This is a genomic window from Geoglobus ahangari (assembly GCF_001006045.1).
Classification (GTDB): Archaea; Halobacteriota; Archaeoglobi; order Archaeoglobales; family Archaeoglobaceae; genus Geoglobus; species Geoglobus ahangari.
The window spans coordinates 891,882-907,879 of record NZ_CP011267.1 but is presented as its reverse complement, the minus strand read 5'-3'; the positions used below and the strand labels follow the sequence as shown (position 1 = coordinate 907,879).

Genomic DNA, 15,998 nt, shown 5'->3' with positions numbered 1-15,998 from the left:
AAAGAGCTAAGAGGTGAACAGCCTGTACTTGACGCTCGGATCCTTCAGCTCCTCTATGATCCTGTTCACTATCGCCTTCTCAGGATGAGCCAGCCCCTTGACCCTCTCGGAGATGTCCTGAAAGCTCTTGAACGGGCCCTTTTTCCTCTCCTCAAGTATCGCCCACATGAGCTTCTTGCCTATGCCGGGCAGCAGCTCGAGCTGGTGGAGCCTCGTGGTTATCGGCCCGGCGTTGTTGAAGAAGTCAACAAACCTCTGCTCCTGCTCCTTGACGATGTGCTCCAGAACGTACGGAAGCTCGGACTTCGCCGTTGGCGTGAGCTCGTCGTACCTGAGCCTCCTCTTGATCTTGTTCACGACATCCCTCTCTCCCTTGCCGATGTAGACCTTCTCCATTATGAGCGGGTTCTTCCCCTTTTTTATGCTCACCTCGAGAAGAGTGAAGTAGCTCTCACCCACAACCTGCGCGAGGGGTTCCCTTCTGTGGATTGGGGCCTTACTGTCTGGATGCCCGTAGGGCATGAAGTCCAGCACGTAAGCATAATCCTCCAATCTCTTCTTGTCACTCATAGCGATCAACCTTCTATTTAAAAATGGAAGTATATAATTTTTTCCTTAATTTTTATACTTTTTGACAATATCCAGAATCTCCTGTATCTGCTCGGGTGTGAGGGTGACCCTCTCCTTGGCGTAGACCACCCTAACTTCGTCGGGGATGTCCGGCAGAATGTCTGCGATCTTTATCGCAATCTCTCTCGTAACGTGCGGGAGCTTTTCAAGCTCGTCAACAAGTTCTCTCGCCTTCTCCGCGTCGAGCTTTGCCACCGCGCTCAGGTAGTTCATCGTCTTCCTTGCCTCGAAGCTGAGCTCTCCGATCTCCTTCCTCTTCTCCACCAGCTTCTCGAGGACCTCCTTCGCCTCTGCGACGGTTATGTACTGGAACTCGATGACCTCCTTGAACGTCATTTCAAGCCCCCTGAGGCTTCAGGTGCTCGGGTCTCGCGAAGATTATCTTCTTCTTTCCTCCGTCGGTGATTTCCACGAGGTAAGCCCTTCCCCTAACTCCAACTACCCTTCCAGTCCTTCCCTGAAACCTCGGGTGGGGCATGCCCTTCTGCGATGCGGGCTCGATGTCTATGTGGACTATCTGGCCTATCTCGAACGTCTGCAGCACCTTTCTGATCTTGAGGCCCCTTTCCCTTACCCTTTTCCTGAGCTTTCTGCCTGATTTGAACCTGAACCCGTGTGATTTCCAGCCCATCTTGATTACCTCCGCTGTTCAGCAAATGACACCGGATTGTATTTAAGGTTTCCGTCATTCTCAAGGCCTCCCAGCACCTCGAGCACATCCAGCTTTTCCACCACGCACCTCACTCCGAGAATCTCGCTCAGGCTCGGCCTCGTTCTCCCCTCATCCCCGCTCACGAGCTCCTTTATGTAGAGTCCGCTCTCAGCGTGTATTTCCACAACCGCATACCTTCCTTTTCTCGCGATGAGCCTTGCTGATATCACCCTCCTCTTCCTCACCCTGTCAGCTCTCCTGTGCTCGACCCTCCTCGGGGTTCGCTGGTGGATCACTGTGTTCTCCAGAGCCCTGAGCGCGCGAATCAGATCCTTATCACTCACTTCTCCGTCCATCCTCACTATGGCCCTGTAGACCTTGCTGTACCCGGCGCTCTTGATCCTCTCGACATCCCTGTGGCTCGCGTAGAACATCAGGCGAACCTCCACCTTCCCTCTCGCGTGCTCGTTTATCCTCTTCTCAAGCTCCGACAGATCGACCTTCCTCCTTCTCGGGTTTGAGATCTCGAGAACGAAGGGCCTTCCGCTCCCGAGCATCCTCGCATCCACATCCTCTCTCCCGGATCCGTGGAGGTAGGCGTTCTCCCCACCAAACAGCTCGAGGGCTGGCTGGATTATCAGATCCTCAACGCTCAGGTACTTTCTCCCCTCGTAGGAGCAAAGCTCACACCCCTTACCCATGCAGTTCTGGCAGATCCACCTTGTCTGGGAGAGGTACCTGACCCTCTTCTTGTACCTCCCGTAGATGTAAACCGGGGAAATTGATACAGTAAAGCTCAGATCCTCCAGATTAACCACGACCCTCACGTCACCGTTCAACTCCCTCTTCCTGCCGTTCAGCCTTGAAAACGCCCTTATGAACTCTCTCCTGAAGTGATCCTTAAGCGAGTCCTCCACACCCATCTCGTCTCTCAGCCACTCCTCAATGGCTTTGGAGCTTCCGTAAAGCGATACTCCGATGTCGAACGTCTCGAACTCGTAATCCTTCAGCTCGCCCAGAATTTTTCTGACAAGGGGCACAATCTTGTCAAAGGCATTGCAGCACACAACGCACTTGCCGATTGTTCCGAATCCGAGCCTCTCCCTGCAGTGCTCGCAGACCTCGATCATCTCTCCGCCCTCCTGTCCAGCAGATAGTTCAGGATCGTGACACACTGGTCAGCCTGATACGGGACTTTTCCGAGGGACACGATTTCGGAGCACCTCTCCAGAATGATCTCTTCATCCTCGGGACTGACGCCTGTGTGATCTCCGGCAACGAAGACCGGATTGATGAGCTCAACTCCATCCACGTCCACTCCATCCTCCCTCAGGTAGTAGATTCTACCTCTCTCAGAGAGCTCCTCGAGCAGATCGGCGAGCTCCATTCTGGACACGTAGACTCCGGGTGACACCCTTGTCCATCCACACTTGACCTCAGCCTTCAGAGCCTTGTTTATCATCCCGGCTATGTTCCTCTCGTCGGGTGCGAGGTACCTCACCTCTCCTCCCTCAAACCGCAGAATCTTTACCGGTTCTGGAGGGCCCTTCAGGACTGCATAAGCGGTGGAATCCCTCCTGACGCCGTGGGAGATGAACAGCGACTGGGAGATGAACCTGCACACGAGATCCATCCTTCCCGCGGAGCCCGCGAGATCGTTCAGGTTGAAGGGTGTTGTGACAGCTTTGCTGGCAATTATGACGAAGGTTCTGCTCATCAGAGCTTTTCCTCAACCTCGGCCTTTAACCTTTTTCTCGGAAGCTCGTCCTCGCAAACGGGAATGACCGTGACGTAGTCCTTGTAAAGACCCCTCATCCACGTTCCTATGTAGTGGATGTCATCGAAGCACACGGGTTTCTTGCAGATCGTGCACCTTCTCCACGTCCTTCCCTCGTCCTCCTCGCTGAGCTCCTTACCACACGTCTTGCATTTCAGCATCTCAATCACCCCTCCCGGCGAGAGCCCTCACGAGATCGCTTGCGGTGAATATCCCGACCACTTTCCCCTCCTCAACCACCACGAGCCTCCTGACCTTCATGTCCGCCATTATCCTCGACGCCTCGCTCACGCTGAAGTCCGGAGAGACGGTGATGAGCGGGGTTGAGGCGTAGTTTGAAACGGCATTCTCAAGGCCATCATCCAGAACTGCCTTGGAGAAGAAGTCCCTCTCGGTGAATATGCCGTAGGGCTCTCCGTCTCTGGTGACTATCACGCTCCCAATCCTCTTCTCACCCATTATCCTTGCCACATCAATGACCTTCGTTTTTCCATCAACCATCACGACATCTCTCTGCATGAAATCTCCAATTCTCATGAGGAAAAATCTGGAATGGAAAAACTTAACTCTTTTTACTCACCTCCCGTGAACGTGAAAATCGTGCCGGTTGCATTCGACTCCATGGGCGCGAGGAGCATGGCCACCTACGTTGAGACCGGGGACGTCAGGATATTCATAGACCCGAGCGTGGCCTTAGGGCCGAGGAGGTACGGACTTCCACCGCACAGGCTCGAGCTGAGGAGAAAGGAGGAGCTATGGGAGAGGATAAAGGAGTACCTGCAGAAATCGGATGTCGTGATTATCACGCACTACCACTACGACCACCACAACCCGGCAGAGGTTGAGCTGCTCGAGGGAAAGAGGGTGTTCGTCAAACATCCAGAGGAGAGGATAAACCGCAGCCAGATGGGGAGGGCGAGGAAGTTCCTCAAGCCCCTCAGGGAGATTGCGGATGTTGAGTATGCCGACGGAAAGAGCGTGGAGATCGGAGACACTCTCATCGAGTTCTCTCCAGCGGTACCCCACGGAACAGACCCGAGGCTCGGGTACGTGGTCATGGTCATGATCGACGATGGGAGGGAGAGGCTCATCCACACCAGCGACGTTGAGGGAGCGTCCTTAGAAGAGCAGATCGGATGGCTGAGGGAGAGTGATGCGGAGATAGTTTTCATGGACGGCCCGATGACGTACATGCTCGGATACAGGTTCTCCGAAACGAGCCTCGAGAAGAGCGTGGAGAACGTCTCATCCCTCATGGGTGGAGAGCTGAAGACGATCGTCCTCGACCACCACCTCACGAGAGATCTGGCATGGAGAGAGAGGGTGTCCGAAATCATAGAGAAAGGAGAGGAGCTTGGAGTTTCTGTGGAGTCGGCAGCCACCTTTGCCGGTCTGGATGAGGAGCTCCTCGAGGCGAGGAGGAAGGAGCTCTACAGCATGTCCCGGGAATAAGCTTTATATGCCGCCCAGCAAGTAGGATCGGTTGTCATCCATGGCCCGGATAGGGTAGTGGTCATCCTCTGGGACTGTGGATCCCAGGAGCCGGGTTCGAATCCCGGTCCGGGCCCTCAAAAATTAGTTTCGGGGCAGGGACTAATTTTAATAGCTTCATTTTGTCTTTTCGAGATCGCGATAATGATTTCAATAAGAGACTGGATAAAGACGGGAGGATCTGGCTATGGAGTTCTGAGAGATTTTGATGTACATGCTGCCTTGGAAAAGGTTAAAAGAGCTATTGAAGAGTTTGCTGAAGGGATGAGCTTTTGAAAGCCTTAGAAGTAAGGTATTTATTTTTTCGAGGAGATGTAAGATCATGAGTGTTGTTGAACTACTCAGAGAGATTAAGGAGAAGCTTGAAATCATGGATAAGAGACTGAGCAAGCTTGAGGAGGAATTACTGGGTGATGAGCTGACCGATGAGGAGATTAAGGAAGTTGAGGAGATCATTGAGGCATGCAAGACTGGAAAGATGAAGGTTTACACCCTTGAGGAGGCAAAGAAGGAGTTAGGTCTTGAATGAGTTTTAAAGTTGAGCTTTCTGAAAGAGCTGTTAAGGATTTGAAGAAATTCAGTAGGAAAGACCTCGAGAGGGTTTTTAAAACAATTGAGAAGCTGAACGACCCATTTTCGCTGGATATAAAGAAGATTAAGGACAACATTTACCGAGTAAGAGCGGGGAGGAAGATCAGACTTATTGTTGAGATTGATTTTAAGGAGATGACGGTTCTGGTTGCAAGGATTGACTGGCGAGATAGGGTTTACGATAGGTTGTAGATAAGGGAAGCGATAAGGGAGTATGTTGAGAAAACAATAACCCTACTTCTATTGTCTTTTATATCTTTTATAAATTGTTTTTATGCCCATAATTATGAGGGAGATAGAAAAGATAAACAAGATCATGATTCCTGCAAGTACTTGGATATAATACGAGAAAAACAAGAAAAAGTTGTCTAAAGGCTTTAATTTTGGAATGATCAAATAGAGTCCTATAACTCCCGTGGCCAAATGGGCGAATATTATAGATGTGAAAAAAATATTGATAGCTTTGTTTATGTATTCGGAGATCCGAGAACTGTAAGCTGGAATAACTGAATTGAGTGAGACCCACAGAATCCCATAAAACCCGCCAAAAAATATTGAACCGGCAACCAATTGAGTATATTGTGGATCTTGTGGATCTAAATTAGTGTTGTAAAGAAAGGCACCTGCAACCATAAATGCGGAAAAGATGGCGATTACCGGCTCGTGGTCTTTTAGAAACTTGAGGGATTTGGAATTTTTCTTTTTTTTGGTTTGGATCTACATCACTTGTGGCTTCTGATTCCCCAGAAGATCTATTATTAGATTTCTGAGGTTTTTCTAAGCTTGCTTGAAATTCCTTAAAGAAAGAAAATATTAATAAAAACCCACAGAGACCAAAAAACCCTATGACTGCAGTTATGCCAAATTTAAAAGCTAAATCTGGATTTGCTTTTTGGTACATTTCCCATAAAAAGTCTGCAGCTAATCCTCCAAGAAATCCCAAGAGAGTGACACCTACACTTAACCAAATAGCTCTATACATTTCTTGGTTTGTGGTTTCTTTCATCAACTCTCCTCCATCAACTCCCCAATAAACTCCTCCGGATCCTTCGGAGGCGTCTTAGAATGATACTCCTCAAACTCTCTTTCCATTTGTTCAAGTAGCTGAACGATCTTTTGGCCAAGAGGTGTAAGCTCGTAAAGTTTAGGGCTTGTAGCTCCACTAAACGAGATTCTAATTAAGCCTAAATCAAATAATTCATTTAATCTCCGCCATACAATTGTTTTATCGAGTTTAGTGATCGCAATGATGTCTTTTTGTCTCGCTGGTTGTTTGCTGATTGCTTTTAGGATCTTCAGAGCTCCTGAATGAGATAAGACTTGAATGATTCTCTCCAGTTTTTCAGTCACAATAATACAATTTTATTGGCTCTTCATTAAACTATTCAACATTTCTGTATAAGCTCTACAAAGTAGCAACCTTTAAATAGTTTTAGGGTTACAATATTGTAGAAAAGTTGAAGTAGTATATATGGGTGAGAAAGTCTGGGCAGACGTCCCGAAAAGGTGGGTGCCGTTGATTGACAAGGCCAAGAACATAGAGGGCTGGGACTCTCGATCTGCATACATCAGGGAACTCATCAAGAAAGACCTCGCCAGTAAGGGACTCCTCGGCGTGAAGAACGGAGAGGGTGAGGCTGTTCTAAAGGAGGATTAAAGAGTGAGAAATCACAGCAGTTTAATAAACTCTTCAACGCTAAGCCCAGCCTGCTTCAAAATTATCCGAAGCGTGCCCTTTTTCAGCGAGCGGTGCAGTGGAACAGTGACCTTAATTGTTCCCTCCTCTGTCCTTTTCTCCATTCGGACGTGGCTTCCCTTTTGCCTTACAACCTTGAAACCGGCCTTATGTAGAGCTTTAATCACATCTTCTCCAGAAACTACTGGTAATTTCAATAAGAGCACCTCAAAGAATAACCTCAACGACTTCAGCCCTCTTACCCTCGATTTCGGTTTCGATCTGAGCATCATCTATGTCGAGATAGACCTCTATGGCCTCTTTGATGTTCTCGATGGCCTCCTCTTTGGTTTCACCCTGAGAGACGCATCCGGGAAGAGCGGGAACATAAACAACATATCCGCCCTCTTCAGCCTCTTCGAGGACGACCTTGAACTTCATAGTTCAGACTTGGGTCTGGAAGTTGATAAAGATTACTTAGATTTTGGTTACAATGACCTTACTCCCCGTGAGGAAAACTTCTATCCTGACCTCCTCATCATGCTCAAAATTCAAAGCATTCATGATTCTTTTCTTGAGATACGGTCTGCCCGCACCACCCCTGTCTATGTAAGTTTTTCCGACTGTTACAAAGCTGGACATAACCTTCCAAATTCTTGCAAAAAGGTAAAGGTAGGTGGGTTAGATGTCGGTCATTGACCTCTCCGGCATTGAGCGGGCAAGGAGACAGTACGTGGACATGATTCTGAGAGCTGAGTTCATCAGGGCTGACAAGATCCCAAAAACATGCAGAAGGTCAAAATGCCCACGTGATCTGAGGACATGATCCTCAAATCTTCCCAAAGTACTCCTCCAGCTTCCTGTCCTTCTTAACTATCCTGAGCAGGGTCTCCTTTATCTCCTCAGGATCTGAGCTCTTCAGCCCGAAGTAGATGGCGAAGTTCTTGGTCGTCCTGAGAATGGTCGCCCTGCCCTTCTTCTCCTCGGAAATGAACCCCATCTCCTTCAACTTCTTCACATGCTCGTAGCACCTGTTCCCCCTGATCCTTGCGAGGTCTGAGAGCTTTATGGGCTGCTTTACCGCTATGATCGCGAGAGTTCTGAGCACGCCCCTCTCCATGTCCTTCTCCGTGAACGCCCTCACGACCTCGCTGTACTCGGGCTTGACCCTCATCAGGTACTTCTTTCCAAGCTTCACAATCTCAATCGAGGTTTCCCTCGAGGCATACTCTCTGGAGAGCTCCTCGATTGTTTCCTCAACATCCTTCACGCCCGCCCCAATTATCTTTGCGATTTTAGTCGCGGATATTGGCTCCGAGGATACGAACAGTATAGCTTCAACCTTCTCCTTCATCGTTCAACCTCCTGATCTCTATGTCGCTCTCGAATATCCTCTCCTGGTGAATCTCGAACACCCTCCTGAACGCGAGGTGCAGGACTGAGATGTACTTGGAAACGAGGTCAAAGCCTGCAATCTCTCCAAGCCTCACCATGTCCCTGTTCTTCATCATGCTGACGAGAACCTCCCTCACCCTCTCAATCGTCTCCTCCAGATTCTCGTCGTGAGGTACTTCCATCGGATCGACCAGCGGCTCCCTCTCAGCCCTTCTCCTGCGCCTCCTTCTCTTCCTCACCCTCTCAGCGCTCTCAAGCTCCCTGATCAGGTCTTCAAGCGTGGTGTACCTCCTGACTCTCTTCCTGCCAGCCTCGATCAGGGCGCTTATGAGCTCGTCCTCGAGGACGTCGTCGTCCTGAATGAAGTCCTGGGAGAGAAAGTCCTCGAACTCGTCCTCGTAGTACGGCTCGTAGTCGTATGCGTCAAACCCGTACTCGTAGTCCATTTCCGGCTCCTCTTCCTCCGCCTCAGTCATTCCAACGGCCTCGCTCGTTATTATGTCCGACTTCATCCTCACGAGTATCGCGGCGTAGAGCAGAACTCTGCCTGAAATCCTCAGGTCGAGCTTCCTCGCGTTCTCAAGCTCTTCAAGAAACTTGTCCGCCACCTCGACTACGTCTATGTTCAGCGGATCGATCTCGCCCTTCTTGGCAAGGTTGTAGAGCATCTCTACTGGATCATCGATGCTCTCCTTATCCCAGTCACCTGCGATGAATTATCCCTCCCCATCGTGACGCCAACAATCGCATCTGCCTGCTCGAGCATGGGCTTTCTGAGCGAGACGACTATGAACTGTGCCCTCGACGACATCTCCTTGATCATCCTCGCGAGTCTCGCAACGTTGACACCATCAAGGAACATGTCCACCTCATCGAAGGCATAGAATGGAGCTGGCTTGTAGCGCTGAATCGCAAAGATGAAGGCTAAGGCAACAAGACTCTTCTCCCCACCGCTCATCTGCTCCAGCCTCTGCACCGGCTTTCCGTATGGCTTCACCTTCATGTGCAGTCCGGAGTTGAACGGATCGTCGTGGTTGTCGAGGTAAAGCTCACCCTCTCCATTTGCGAGCTTGGCGATGACCTCCTTGAAGTTCTCGTTTATCGCGTTGAACACCTCGAAGAACTTCTCCTTCTTCATCCTGTCGTACCTCTCTATCCTCTCAAGTATCTCCTCCCTCTCCTTCTCGAGCGTGACCTTCCTCGAATAGAGCTCCTCCCACCTCGCCTTCACTTCCTCGTAGTCCTGAATGGCCTTCATGTTGACCTCTCCGAACTTTGATAGCTCGCTCTCAACCCTCTCAAGCTCTGAAACGGCCTCGTCTCTGCTCATTGAAGGCTCCATCTCCGGCAGACCCTGAATTTCTGCCTCAATCTCGCCCATAGCCTCCTTCCTCGCCCTGATCTTCTCGTCGAACCCAACAAGGTCGTACTCAAGCCTGCTCTCCTCGTTCTCAAGATCCTTGAGCTTGGAGAACAGCGCATCCCTCTCCCTTCTGAGCTCCTTTATCGCCTCTCCAAGCGTTTCCTCCTCTTCCCTCAGCCTCTCCATCTCTTCTCTGAGCTCCATGGCCTTCTTCCTGCCATGCTCTATCTTCTCACCGTACTCTGAGACCTTTCCGTCTATCTCGCCAACCCTCCTCTCCTTGTCCTCAAGCTCTCTCTCCGCCTGCCCTATCTCGAGCTCCTTCTTCTCTATCTCGGACTCTATCTTTATCAGCCCCTCCCTCGCAACGCTGAACTGGCTCTTCAGCCTTTCAAGCTCCTCCGTGAGCTTTGGAAGCGCGCTTCCCTTCATCTTCCTGTTCAGCTCCTCAAGCCTTCCTTCAATCTTTGAAAGCTCGCTGTCCACCTCCTTTACAGCCTGCTCCACGTCCCCTATTTTCTGCCCCAGCTCCCTCCTCTCCCTCTCCCTGTCCTCTATCCTTTCCAGAATCTCCTTCTCTCTCGCAGCAATCCCTTCAAGCCTCGCCTGCAGGACTTTCACGTCGTTTTCGGCATTCCTCAGACTCTCCTCAAGTTCCTTCACTCTGGACTGCGCCTCCCTCCACGAGTCCTCGACCTTCCTCAGCTCTCCAACGAGAAAAGCCTTTTTCGAGTTGAGGACGGTTATCTCCTCCGATATCTTCTTCTCCCTCTCTAAAAGCTCCTTTGAGATGAGCAAGCCCTTCTTCCTGTCCACGCTTCCACCGGTGATCGCTCCGCTCTTCTCTATTAGCTCTCCATCGAGAGTCACGATCCTCCTGCCGTCCATTATCCTCTTCGCGTTCTCGACGTTGTCCACGACGAGCGTGTCCCTGAACACGAAGTTAAAGACGGGCCTGAACTTGGGCTCGCACTTCACCAGATTGACCGCGTAGTCTATAACCCCCTTCTCACTCAGAACCTTCCTGTCGAGGTTTATCTTCTCGAAGTTCTTCCTGATCTTGTTGAGCGGCAGAAACGTCGCCCTTCCGCCCCGTATCTGCTTGAGGTAGTTTATTGCCCTTATGGCGTCATCCTCATTCTCGACAACAATGAAGTTCAGAGCGTTTCCAGCGGCAATCTCGAGGGCGAGGGCGTACCTCTCCTCAACCTCGGCAAGCTGGGCAACAATCCCGAAGATCCCCGGCAGAGCCTTCTTCTCCTTCGCCTCGAGGATTAGCTCCACCGCTCTGCCGAAGGTTGCCTCGTATGCTGAGAGCTCGGCCTTCACCTTCGCAAGCTCGAGCTCCTTGCCCTTTATCTCCTCATCAATCGCGGAGATCTCGTTCCTAAGGTCGAAGATCTTCCTGTCAATTGCGTTCTTGTTCGTTATTTCCCTTGCAAGCTGGGATTCTATCCGCTCAATCTCCCTCCTCCTGAGCTCGATTTCATCCTTCACTCCCGAGTACTCGTTCCTGATTCTGTTCAGCTCGCCCTCAAGCTCCTCGATCTCAATTGACACCCTCCTGAGACCCTCGTAGATTCTGTCCCTCTCCCTCAGGAGTTCTGACTTCCCCTCTCTCAGTTCCTCAGCCTTCTCACTAAGGCTGACGATTTCATCCCTCAGCTCCTTCTCCTCTCCGCTCAGCTTCTCTATCTGCTCTCTCACACCCTCAATCTGAGCCTTAATCGAGTCAACAGACTCCTCGACACTCACCTTCTGCAGCAGAAGGTTCTCGAGCTCCTTTCTGAGCGACTCGAGCCTCTCGTTTATCTTGGTTATGTCGAGCAGCGCCTTCATCCTCTCCTCGTTCAGCCTCTCGATCTCCGCTTTCAGGATCTCCTCTTCCTTCCTGAGTCCCTCAATCTCGGCCTGAATGTCGGCAATCCTCTCCTGAATCTCCCTGTACCTCTCGTCAGCGGTTTCGGCAATCCTTCTGGACACGTCCTCGAGCTCCTTCCTTATGCTCTCCTTCTCAACCTTTATCTCGGAAATTCTGACCATTGCCGAATCCTTCTGCCTCTGCAGCCTCTCGACCTCCTTCCTGAGCCTCTCGAGCTTCAGTGAGAGCTCCTTCCTCCTTATCGCCTTCAGCTCGTTTTCCAGCCTCTCCTTTTTCTCCAGAAGCTCCCTGTACCTGAGAGCCTCCTCCCTGTCCCTCTCGAGCTCCTTCAGCCTCAGCTCGACCTCTGAGAGAATTGCGGATATCTTCTCTATGTTCTGCCTGACAGCCTCCAGCTCCTCTATCGCCCTCGCCTTCTTCTCCTCGAACTCCGAGATTCCGGCGATGTCGTCTATGATCTTCCTCCTCTGCATTGGCGTCATCTCAACGATCCTCGTCACGTCTCCCTGCATCACTATGTTGTAGGCGTCGCTGTAGATTCCGGCCTTCTCGAGAACCCTAACAACCTCCCCGTGGCTTGCTGGCTTTCCGTTGATGTAGTAGTTGCTGTAGTAGTTCTTCTCCGTAACCCTGACCTTCCTCGATATCCTCAGCTCCTCCCCATTATCGGGCTCGAAGACGATCTCAACCTCGGCAGTTCCGAGTCTCCTGCCGTTGCCGGAGTAGATCAGATCCGTGAGCTTTTCGGCCCTCAAAACCTTTGAGGAGCTGTGAAGGCCGAGGCAGAAAATGATAGAATCGATGATGTTGGACTTCCCGCTTCCGTTCGGCCCGCTTATAACCGTGAAGCCCCTTTCGAGGGGGATCTCTACCTTCTTACCAAAAGATTTGAAGTTCTTTATCGTTATTTTCTTTATGTGCATGACCTCAGTCGCAGACGATTATCTCGTCCTCGCTGTCCTTCCTTTCCTCGACCTTCTCTTCCCTCTCCGTAATCTCGGAGATCTCCCTTATGTCCCTTGACTTGGGCTCGCTCTTGGCGATCTCGGCCTTCAGGTAGAGAACCTCGTTCATGAGGCTTTCAACGGTCTTGTTAAGCTCGGCCACCTTTGCCTCAAGCGCCTTGAGCTTTCCAAGCTCCTCCGAAATCTCCCGGATTATCTCAGACTTCAGTTCCTCAATACTCATTCCCGCCACCTTTCTCAACTCCCTAATCTCCTTCTCCTTTTCCGCAAGCTTCTTTTCGAGCCTCTCTATAATCAGATCCCTGTCGCTCATCCACTAAAAAATAGATTTGGAAGTTTATATATTTTTTCACGGAACAAGCCTCTGCCTATCTCTCGGAAAGAGTACGGCCTCCCTGATATTCTGTAGTCCGAGAATTGCCATCATGAGCCTGTCCAGACCCATACCCCACCCAGCGTGAGGTGGCATGCCGTATCTGAACGCCTGAAGGTAGAAGCCGAAGCTCTCCGGGGCAAGTCCCTGCTCGCTGATCCTTCTCACGAGAAGGTCGTACTGGTGAATTCTCTGCGCCCCACTCGCGATCTCGAGCCATCCCTTCATGAGGTCGAACGTCTTGGAGATTTCGGGCTCCTCCTCGTACGGCATCGCGTAGAAAGGCTTGGACTCTGTCGGCCAGTCAACGATGAAGTAGTAACCGCTGTAGTCCTCGGCTATCAGCTTTAATGCTGCTGTGGACAGGTCATCTCCCCAGACTATCTCCTCCCCCTTCTTTCTGGCTATCTCGACAGCCTCATCGTACTTGAGCCTCTCAAACGGCGTTTCTGGAACCTCAAGCTTCAGGTTGAGCCACTCCAGATACCTCTCACACCTCTCATTGATCTTCTCGTAAACCTCCTTCACGAGCTCCTCCAGATACCTCATCACGCCCTCGTGGTCGGTGAAGCTGACCTCTATGTCAACGCTCACAGCCTCATTCAAATGTCTGATCGTGTTGTGCTCCTCTGCTCTGAATATTGGCCCTATCTCGAGCACCCTCTCGAACCCGGCGGCCATGAGTGTCTGCTTGTAGAGCTGGGGGCTCTGGTTCAGGAAAGCCTCTCTCTCGAAGTATGTAATTGGGAAGAGTTCAGTCCCACCTTCAGTTGCGGTGGACACGATTTTGGGCGTGTGCACCTCTATGAACCCGTGCCTGTCAAAGTACTCCCTTATGGCCTGAATCGCCACGTGCCTGATGCGGAATATCGCCTGAACCCTTGGCTTCCTCAGATCCATGAACCTGTTGTCCAGCCTCGTATCCAGCTCAGCCGGAACCTTCTCCGTGACCTCAAGCGGCAGGGGAGCGTCGGCCTCGTTGAGAACCTCGATTTCCCTCGGGATTATCTCGAAGCCGTTTGGAGCCTTCTCCTCCGGCTTCACCTCGCCAACAACCCTGATGACACTCTCCCTCCTTATCTTCCTGGCCCTCTTGAACAGCTCCCTGTCCACCACCTTTTTCGGCAGGGTTATCTGGGCGAAGCCCTCCCTGTCTCTGAGAACTATGAAAACGAGCCCTCCAAGGTCTCTGACCTCGTGAACCCAGCCGTAAAGCTCTACCTCCTTTCCAAAGTCCTCCTCACCAATATCCGCCGTAAACTTCCTCATTTCAACCTCTCCTCCACAGATTTTGCGTGCCACTCAAGACCCTCAGCCCTTGCGAGCCGAATTATCGCCTGAGAGATCCTCTCGAGCCCCTCCTTTCTGAGCTCCTGATAGGTTATGCTCTTCATGAACGTCTCAACACCCACTCCGGAATACATTCTGGCAAACCTTGCGGTGGGAAGGATGTGGTTGGTTCCGCTCGCGTAGTCTCCGGCGGCTACAGGAGAATATTCCCCAAGAAAAACGCTGCCCGCATGCCTCACCTTCTCGAAGACCTGCCAGTAATTCTCCGTCAGAATCACGAGGTGCTCTGGCGCAACTTCATTCGACACCTCAACGGCTTTCTTAATGCTCTCAACAACCATGCACTCCAGATTTGCCTCGGGGAACTCGGATCTGACGAGTCTCTCCACATCCTCCGCCAAAGCCCTGGAAGTTGTCACGACAAAAGCCCTCGCAAGCGGATCGTGTTCGAGCTGCGCCAAGCACTCGAGTGCAACCACCTGAGCGTCAGCACTCTCATCAGCTATTACGAGCACCTCTGACGGGCCGGCTGGCATATCTATTGCAACATCCTTCTGGACGAGCAGCTTGGCTGCCGTAACATAGATGTTCCCCGGCCCCACGATCTTGTCCACCTTCTTTACTGTCTCAGTTCCGTAAGCCATCGCAGCTATGGCCTGCGCACCCCCGACCCTGTAGACCTCATCAACGCCACACATATCCATTGCGACGAGCGTGAGGGGGTTCACCCTTCCCTCCTCATTGGGTGGGGTGCAGGCCACAACAGTGCCAACCCCTGCAAGTTTGGCAGGCACCGCGGCCATCAGGACTGTGGACGGATAGCTCGCCCTCCCGCCCGGAATGTACAGCCCTGCAATGTCGATGGGGACATACCTCTTACCCATTATCGCGTAGTCGAAGTCGATCCTCACGTCGTTGTCGGGCATTGTGATGTAGTGGAACCTCTCGATGTTCTCCTTGGCAACCTCGAGCGCGTCAATGAGCTCGTCGCTGACCGAGTCGTAGGCGTCCTCGAACTCCTCCCTCTCTATCCTTACACTCTCTATCCTGACCCCATCGAATCTCTCGGTGAACTCGATTAATGCCCTATCGCCCTCTTCCCTGACCCTCTCCACTATCGGCCTTACCTTCTCAATGTACTCCTCAATCATTCAAGCTCACCGGCCCTCTCAGTGAGGTAGTCTCTAATCGCCAGAATCGCTCTCCTTAAAACACTTCTGTTGTCGTAGCTCTCCACGACCCTCTCAAGCCTCTCCCTGTCCCAGTCCTTCATCTCCCTCGCGAACTCGATCATGTTTGGAATCGCCCTCGTTATGTTGTCCACGATCGTCACGTCTGCCATGAGCGCCGTTCTGGAGAGGGGGTTTAGGTCGATTGTCACAACCTTCTTCCCGTGCCTCTTGAGTATCTCGCACCTGTCACCATCCTCGAGCGGCACAAGAACCACATCGGCCCTGTAAATCCCCCTGCTGTCCACGATCCTCCTTGCGGACTCAAGCCCCTCCAGAACCGCATCGTTCCTGCTGTAGACCTCCACCCCATGCTTTTCGAGCTCCTCTGCTATCTTCCTCTTCCTCTCATCGCTCCAGTGGAAGATGTTCACCTCAACCGGGGCGTCAATGATCCTGGCGAGTTCGCAGATCTCCTCTGCAACAAGGCCAGCGGTGTTTCCGTTGACGGATAGGACGGGATGGTCTGCGAGAAGGAGCATGGCAACACCCGCCCTTTCAGCCTCAAGGGCAAAGTCCCTGCTCATCTCTCCGAGGATGTAGTCAAAGCACTCTCCCCTTCCGTGGGCTATCAACCCTTCAGGAACCACGAGCCCCTTCCTGAACGCCTCAGCGAGCTTCTCCCTCGTCATGAGAGAGTGATAGCGAGGGTGAGACCTCGGGATCTCCATGCCCCCAAATCCCT

The 15,998-nt window shown here is 51.7% G+C and carries 25 protein-coding genes and 1 tRNA gene; 7 read left to right on the top strand and 19 right to left on the bottom strand.

Going from position 1 to position 15,998, the window contains the following annotated elements; genetic code table 11:
* Positions 1-6: 6 nt before the first annotated feature.
* Genes GAH_RS05325 through GAH_RS05295 form a run of 7 tightly spaced genes read right to left on the bottom strand, consistent with a single transcriptional unit; the run spans position 7 to position 3,596 of the window.
* Positions 7-570 (bottom strand): DUF655 domain-containing protein, encoded by a 564-nt coding sequence (locus GAH_RS05325; RefSeq protein ID WP_048095149.1) that lies wholly within the window; start codon positions 568-570, stop codon positions 7-9.
* A 45-nt stretch (positions 571-615) separates the two neighbouring features.
* Positions 616-966 (bottom strand): RNA polymerase Rpb4 family protein, encoded by a 351-nt coding sequence (locus GAH_RS05320; protein WP_048095147.1) that lies wholly within the window; start codon positions 964-966, stop codon positions 616-618.
* A gap of 1 nt (position 967) precedes the next feature.
* Entirely contained in the window at positions 968-1,261 is a 294-nt protein-coding gene (locus GAH_RS05315; RefSeq protein WP_048095145.1) for a 50S ribosomal protein L21e, read from the bottom strand.
* A gap of 5 nt (positions 1,262-1,266) precedes the next feature.
* A complete protein-coding gene (locus GAH_RS05310; RefSeq protein WP_048095143.1) occupies positions 1,267-2,412 on the bottom strand; it encodes a tRNA pseudouridine(54/55) synthase Pus10 in 1,146 nt (381 codons plus the stop codon).
* Positions 2,409-2,999, bottom strand: a complete 591-nt coding sequence (trmY, locus tag GAH_RS05305; RefSeq protein WP_048095142.1) for a tRNA (pseudouridine(54)-N(1))-methyltransferase TrmY — start codon at positions 2,997-2,999, stop codon at positions 2,409-2,411. Before trmY ends, GAH_RS05310 begins: the two co-directional genes overlap by 4 nt.
* Positions 2,999-3,220 (bottom strand): hypothetical protein, encoded by a 222-nt coding sequence (locus GAH_RS05300; protein WP_245603974.1) that lies wholly within the window; start codon positions 3,218-3,220, stop codon positions 2,999-3,001. Before GAH_RS05300 ends, trmY begins: the two co-directional genes overlap by 1 nt.
* A gap of 1 nt (position 3,221) precedes the next feature.
* Complete coding sequence (locus tag GAH_RS05295) at positions 3,222-3,596, bottom strand: CBS domain-containing protein (RefSeq protein WP_048095141.1); 375 nt, start codon at positions 3,594-3,596, stop codon at positions 3,222-3,224.
* A gap of 54 nt (positions 3,597-3,650) precedes the next feature.
* Between GAH_RS05295 and GAH_RS05290 the strand changes: the two genes are divergently transcribed.
* The 5 genes from GAH_RS05290 to GAH_RS05275 all read left to right on the top strand — a co-directional run bounded on the left by GAH_RS05290 (position 3,651) and on the right by GAH_RS05275 (position 5,333).
* Positions 3,651-4,511, top strand: coding sequence for an MBL fold metallo-hydrolase (locus GAH_RS05290; RefSeq protein WP_048096767.1), 861 nt, complete (start codon positions 3,651-3,653; stop codon positions 4,509-4,511).
* 43 nt (positions 4,512-4,554) lie between these two features.
* Positions 4,555-4,626: transfer RNA gene (locus GAH_RS05285), tRNA-His, on the top strand.
* Between the two features lie 68 nt (positions 4,627-4,694).
* Positions 4,695-4,826 carry a hypothetical protein gene (locus GAH_RS11030; protein ID WP_281173919.1) on the top strand — a complete coding sequence of 44 codons (132 nt, stop codon included), beginning with the start codon at positions 4,695-4,697 and terminating at the stop codon, positions 4,824-4,826.
* Between the two features lie 46 nt (positions 4,827-4,872).
* A complete protein-coding gene (locus GAH_RS05280) occupies positions 4,873-5,079 on the top strand; it encodes a hypothetical protein (RefSeq protein WP_048095139.1) in 207 nt (68 codons plus the stop codon).
* Positions 5,076-5,333 (top strand): type II toxin-antitoxin system RelE family toxin, encoded by a 258-nt coding sequence (locus tag GAH_RS05275; protein WP_048095137.1) that lies wholly within the window; start codon positions 5,076-5,078, stop codon positions 5,331-5,333. Before GAH_RS05280 ends, GAH_RS05275 begins: the two co-directional genes overlap by 4 nt.
* A 409-nt stretch (positions 5,334-5,742) precedes the next feature.
* On the opposite strand, the gene GAH_RS05265 is transcribed toward GAH_RS05275, so the two are convergent.
* Positions 5,743-6,147, bottom strand: coding sequence for a hypothetical protein (locus GAH_RS05265; protein ID WP_048095135.1), 405 nt, complete (start codon positions 6,145-6,147; stop codon positions 5,743-5,745).
* Positions 6,147-6,491 (bottom strand): winged helix-turn-helix domain-containing protein, encoded by a 345-nt coding sequence (locus GAH_RS05260; RefSeq protein ID WP_048095133.1) that lies wholly within the window; start codon positions 6,489-6,491, stop codon positions 6,147-6,149. Before GAH_RS05260 ends, GAH_RS05265 begins: the two co-directional genes overlap by 1 nt.
* A 121-nt stretch (positions 6,492-6,612) precedes the next feature.
* On the opposite strand from GAH_RS05260, the gene GAH_RS05255 reads away from it, so the two are divergent.
* On the top strand, positions 6,613-6,798 hold the full coding sequence (locus GAH_RS05255) for a hypothetical protein (protein ID WP_048095132.1): 186 nt from the start codon (positions 6,613-6,615) through the stop codon (positions 6,796-6,798).
* A gap of 11 nt (positions 6,799-6,809) precedes the next feature.
* Here GAH_RS05255 and GAH_RS05250 read toward each other — a convergent pair whose 3' ends face one another.
* The 3 genes from GAH_RS05250 to GAH_RS10695 are packed head-to-tail and all read right to left on the bottom strand — an operon-like array spanning position 6,810 to position 7,458.
* Entirely contained in the window at positions 6,810-7,061 is a 252-nt protein-coding gene (locus GAH_RS05250) for a type II toxin-antitoxin system HicA family toxin (RefSeq protein ID WP_245603973.1), read from the bottom strand.
* Positions 7,045-7,257: a type II toxin-antitoxin system HicB family antitoxin gene (locus tag GAH_RS05245; RefSeq protein ID WP_048095129.1), complete on the bottom strand. Its 213-nt coding sequence runs from the start codon at positions 7,255-7,257 to the stop codon at positions 7,045-7,047. Before GAH_RS05245 ends, GAH_RS05250 begins: the two co-directional genes overlap by 17 nt.
* A 36-nt stretch (positions 7,258-7,293) precedes the next feature.
* The gene (locus GAH_RS10695; protein ID WP_156967399.1) at positions 7,294-7,458 is read right to left on the bottom strand and encodes a hypothetical protein; all 165 of its coding nucleotides are present in this window, start codon (positions 7,456-7,458) and stop codon (positions 7,294-7,296) included.
* Between the two features lie 43 nt (positions 7,459-7,501).
* On the opposite strand from GAH_RS10695, the gene GAH_RS10690 reads away from it, so the two are divergent.
* Positions 7,502-7,642 carry a hypothetical protein gene (locus GAH_RS10690; protein ID WP_156967398.1) on the top strand — a complete coding sequence of 47 codons (141 nt, stop codon included), beginning with the start codon at positions 7,502-7,504 and terminating at the stop codon, positions 7,640-7,642.
* 3 nt (positions 7,643-7,645) lie between these two features.
* Here the strand turns inward: GAH_RS10690 and scpB are convergent, their stop codons facing one another.
* Genes scpB through GAH_RS05210 form a run of 7 tightly spaced genes read right to left on the bottom strand, consistent with a single transcriptional unit; the run spans position 7,646 to position 15,984 of the window.
* Entirely contained in the window at positions 7,646-8,170 is a 525-nt protein-coding gene (scpB, locus tag GAH_RS05240) for an SMC-Scp complex subunit ScpB (RefSeq protein ID WP_048095128.1), read from the bottom strand.
* Positions 8,154-8,879 carry a segregation/condensation protein A gene (locus GAH_RS05235; protein ID WP_048095127.1) on the bottom strand — a complete coding sequence of 242 codons (726 nt, stop codon included), beginning with the start codon at positions 8,877-8,879 and terminating at the stop codon, positions 8,154-8,156. Before GAH_RS05235 ends, scpB begins: the two co-directional genes overlap by 17 nt.
* A gap of 2 nt (positions 8,880-8,881) precedes the next feature.
* The gene (gene smc / locus GAH_RS05230; protein WP_048095125.1) at positions 8,882-12,379 is read right to left on the bottom strand and encodes a chromosome segregation protein SMC; all 3,498 of its coding nucleotides are present in this window, start codon (positions 12,377-12,379) and stop codon (positions 8,882-8,884) included.
* 4 nt (positions 12,380-12,383) lie between these two features.
* Positions 12,384-12,734 (bottom strand): hypothetical protein, encoded by a 351-nt coding sequence (locus GAH_RS05225; protein WP_048095124.1) that lies wholly within the window; start codon positions 12,732-12,734, stop codon positions 12,384-12,386.
* 36 nt (positions 12,735-12,770) lie between these two features.
* Entirely contained in the window at positions 12,771-14,063 is a 1,293-nt protein-coding gene (aspS, locus tag GAH_RS05220; protein WP_048095122.1) for an aspartate--tRNA(Asn) ligase, read from the bottom strand.
* Complete coding sequence (gene hisD, locus GAH_RS05215) at positions 14,060-15,235, bottom strand: histidinol dehydrogenase (protein ID WP_048095120.1); 1,176 nt, start codon at positions 15,233-15,235, stop codon at positions 14,060-14,062. Before hisD ends, aspS begins: the two co-directional genes overlap by 4 nt.
* The gene (locus GAH_RS05210) at positions 15,232-15,984 is read right to left on the bottom strand and encodes a 4-phosphopantoate--beta-alanine ligase (RefSeq protein WP_048095113.1); all 753 of its coding nucleotides are present in this window, start codon (positions 15,982-15,984) and stop codon (positions 15,232-15,234) included. The genes hisD and GAH_RS05210 overlap by 4 nt, the downstream gene beginning before the upstream one ends.
* Positions 15,985-15,998 lie beyond the last annotated feature (14 nt).

Excerpts from the sequence above, each read along its gene's own strand:
- GAH_RS05325 (WP_048095149.1), bottom strand. The coding sequence starts at position 570 with ATGAGTGACAAGAAGAGATTGGAGGATTATGCTTACGTGCTGGACTTC.
- GAH_RS05320 (WP_048095147.1), bottom strand. The coding sequence starts at position 966 with ATGACGTTCAAGGAGGTCATCGAGTTCCAGTACATAACCGTCGCAGAG.
- GAH_RS05315 (WP_048095145.1), bottom strand. The coding sequence starts at position 1,261 with ATGGGCTGGAAATCACACGGGTTCAGGTTCAAATCAGGCAGAAAGCTC.
- GAH_RS05310 (WP_048095143.1), bottom strand. The coding sequence starts at position 2,412 with ATGATCGAGGTCTGCGAGCACTGCAGGGAGAGGCTCGGATTCGGAACA.
- trmY (WP_048095142.1), bottom strand. The coding sequence starts at position 2,999 with ATGAGCAGAACCTTCGTCATAATTGCCAGCAAAGCTGTCACAACACCC.
- GAH_RS05300 (WP_245603974.1), bottom strand. The coding sequence starts at position 3,220 with ATGCTGAAATGCAAGACGTGTGGTAAGGAGCTCAGCGAGGAGGACGAG.
- GAH_RS05295 (WP_048095141.1), bottom strand. The coding sequence starts at position 3,596 with ATGAGAATTGGAGATTTCATGCAGAGAGATGTCGTGATGGTTGATGGA.
- GAH_RS11030 (WP_281173919.1), top strand. The coding sequence starts at position 4,695 with ATGATTTCAATAAGAGACTGGATAAAGACGGGAGGATCTGGCTATGGA.
- GAH_RS05280 (WP_048095139.1), top strand. The coding sequence starts at position 4,873 with ATGAGTGTTGTTGAACTACTCAGAGAGATTAAGGAGAAGCTTGAAATC.
- GAH_RS05275 (WP_048095137.1), top strand. The coding sequence starts at position 5,076 with ATGAGTTTTAAAGTTGAGCTTTCTGAAAGAGCTGTTAAGGATTTGAAG.
- GAH_RS05265 (WP_048095135.1), bottom strand. The coding sequence starts at position 6,147 with ATGAAAGAAACCACAAACCAAGAAATGTATAGAGCTATTTGGTTAAGT.
- GAH_RS05255 (WP_048095132.1), top strand. The coding sequence starts at position 6,613 with ATGGGTGAGAAAGTCTGGGCAGACGTCCCGAAAAGGTGGGTGCCGTTG.
- GAH_RS05245 (WP_048095129.1), bottom strand. The coding sequence starts at position 7,257 with ATGAAGTTCAAGGTCGTCCTCGAAGAGGCTGAAGAGGGCGGATATGTT.
- GAH_RS10695 (WP_156967399.1), bottom strand. The coding sequence starts at position 7,458 with ATGTCCAGCTTTGTAACAGTCGGAAAAACTTACATAGACAGGGGTGGT.
- GAH_RS10690 (WP_156967398.1), top strand. The coding sequence starts at position 7,502 with ATGTCGGTCATTGACCTCTCCGGCATTGAGCGGGCAAGGAGACAGTAC.
- scpB (WP_048095128.1), bottom strand. The coding sequence starts at position 8,170 with ATGAAGGAGAAGGTTGAAGCTATACTGTTCGTATCCTCGGAGCCAATA.
- GAH_RS05235 (WP_048095127.1), bottom strand. The coding sequence starts at position 8,879 with ATGCTCTACAACCTTGCCAAGAAGGGCGAGATCGATCCGCTGAACATA.
- smc (WP_048095125.1), bottom strand. The coding sequence starts at position 12,379 with ATGCACATAAAGAAAATAACGATAAAGAACTTCAAATCTTTTGGTAAG.
- GAH_RS05225 (WP_048095124.1), bottom strand. The coding sequence starts at position 12,734 with ATGAGCGACAGGGATCTGATTATAGAGAGGCTCGAAAAGAAGCTTGCG.
- aspS (WP_048095122.1), bottom strand. The coding sequence starts at position 14,063 with ATGAGGAAGTTTACGGCGGATATTGGTGAGGAGGACTTTGGAAAGGAG.
- hisD (WP_048095120.1), bottom strand. The coding sequence starts at position 15,235 with ATGATTGAGGAGTACATTGAGAAGGTAAGGCCGATAGTGGAGAGGGTC.
- GAH_RS05210 (WP_048095113.1), bottom strand. The coding sequence starts at position 15,984 with ATGGAGATCCCGAGGTCTCACCCTCGCTATCACTCTCTCATGACGAGG.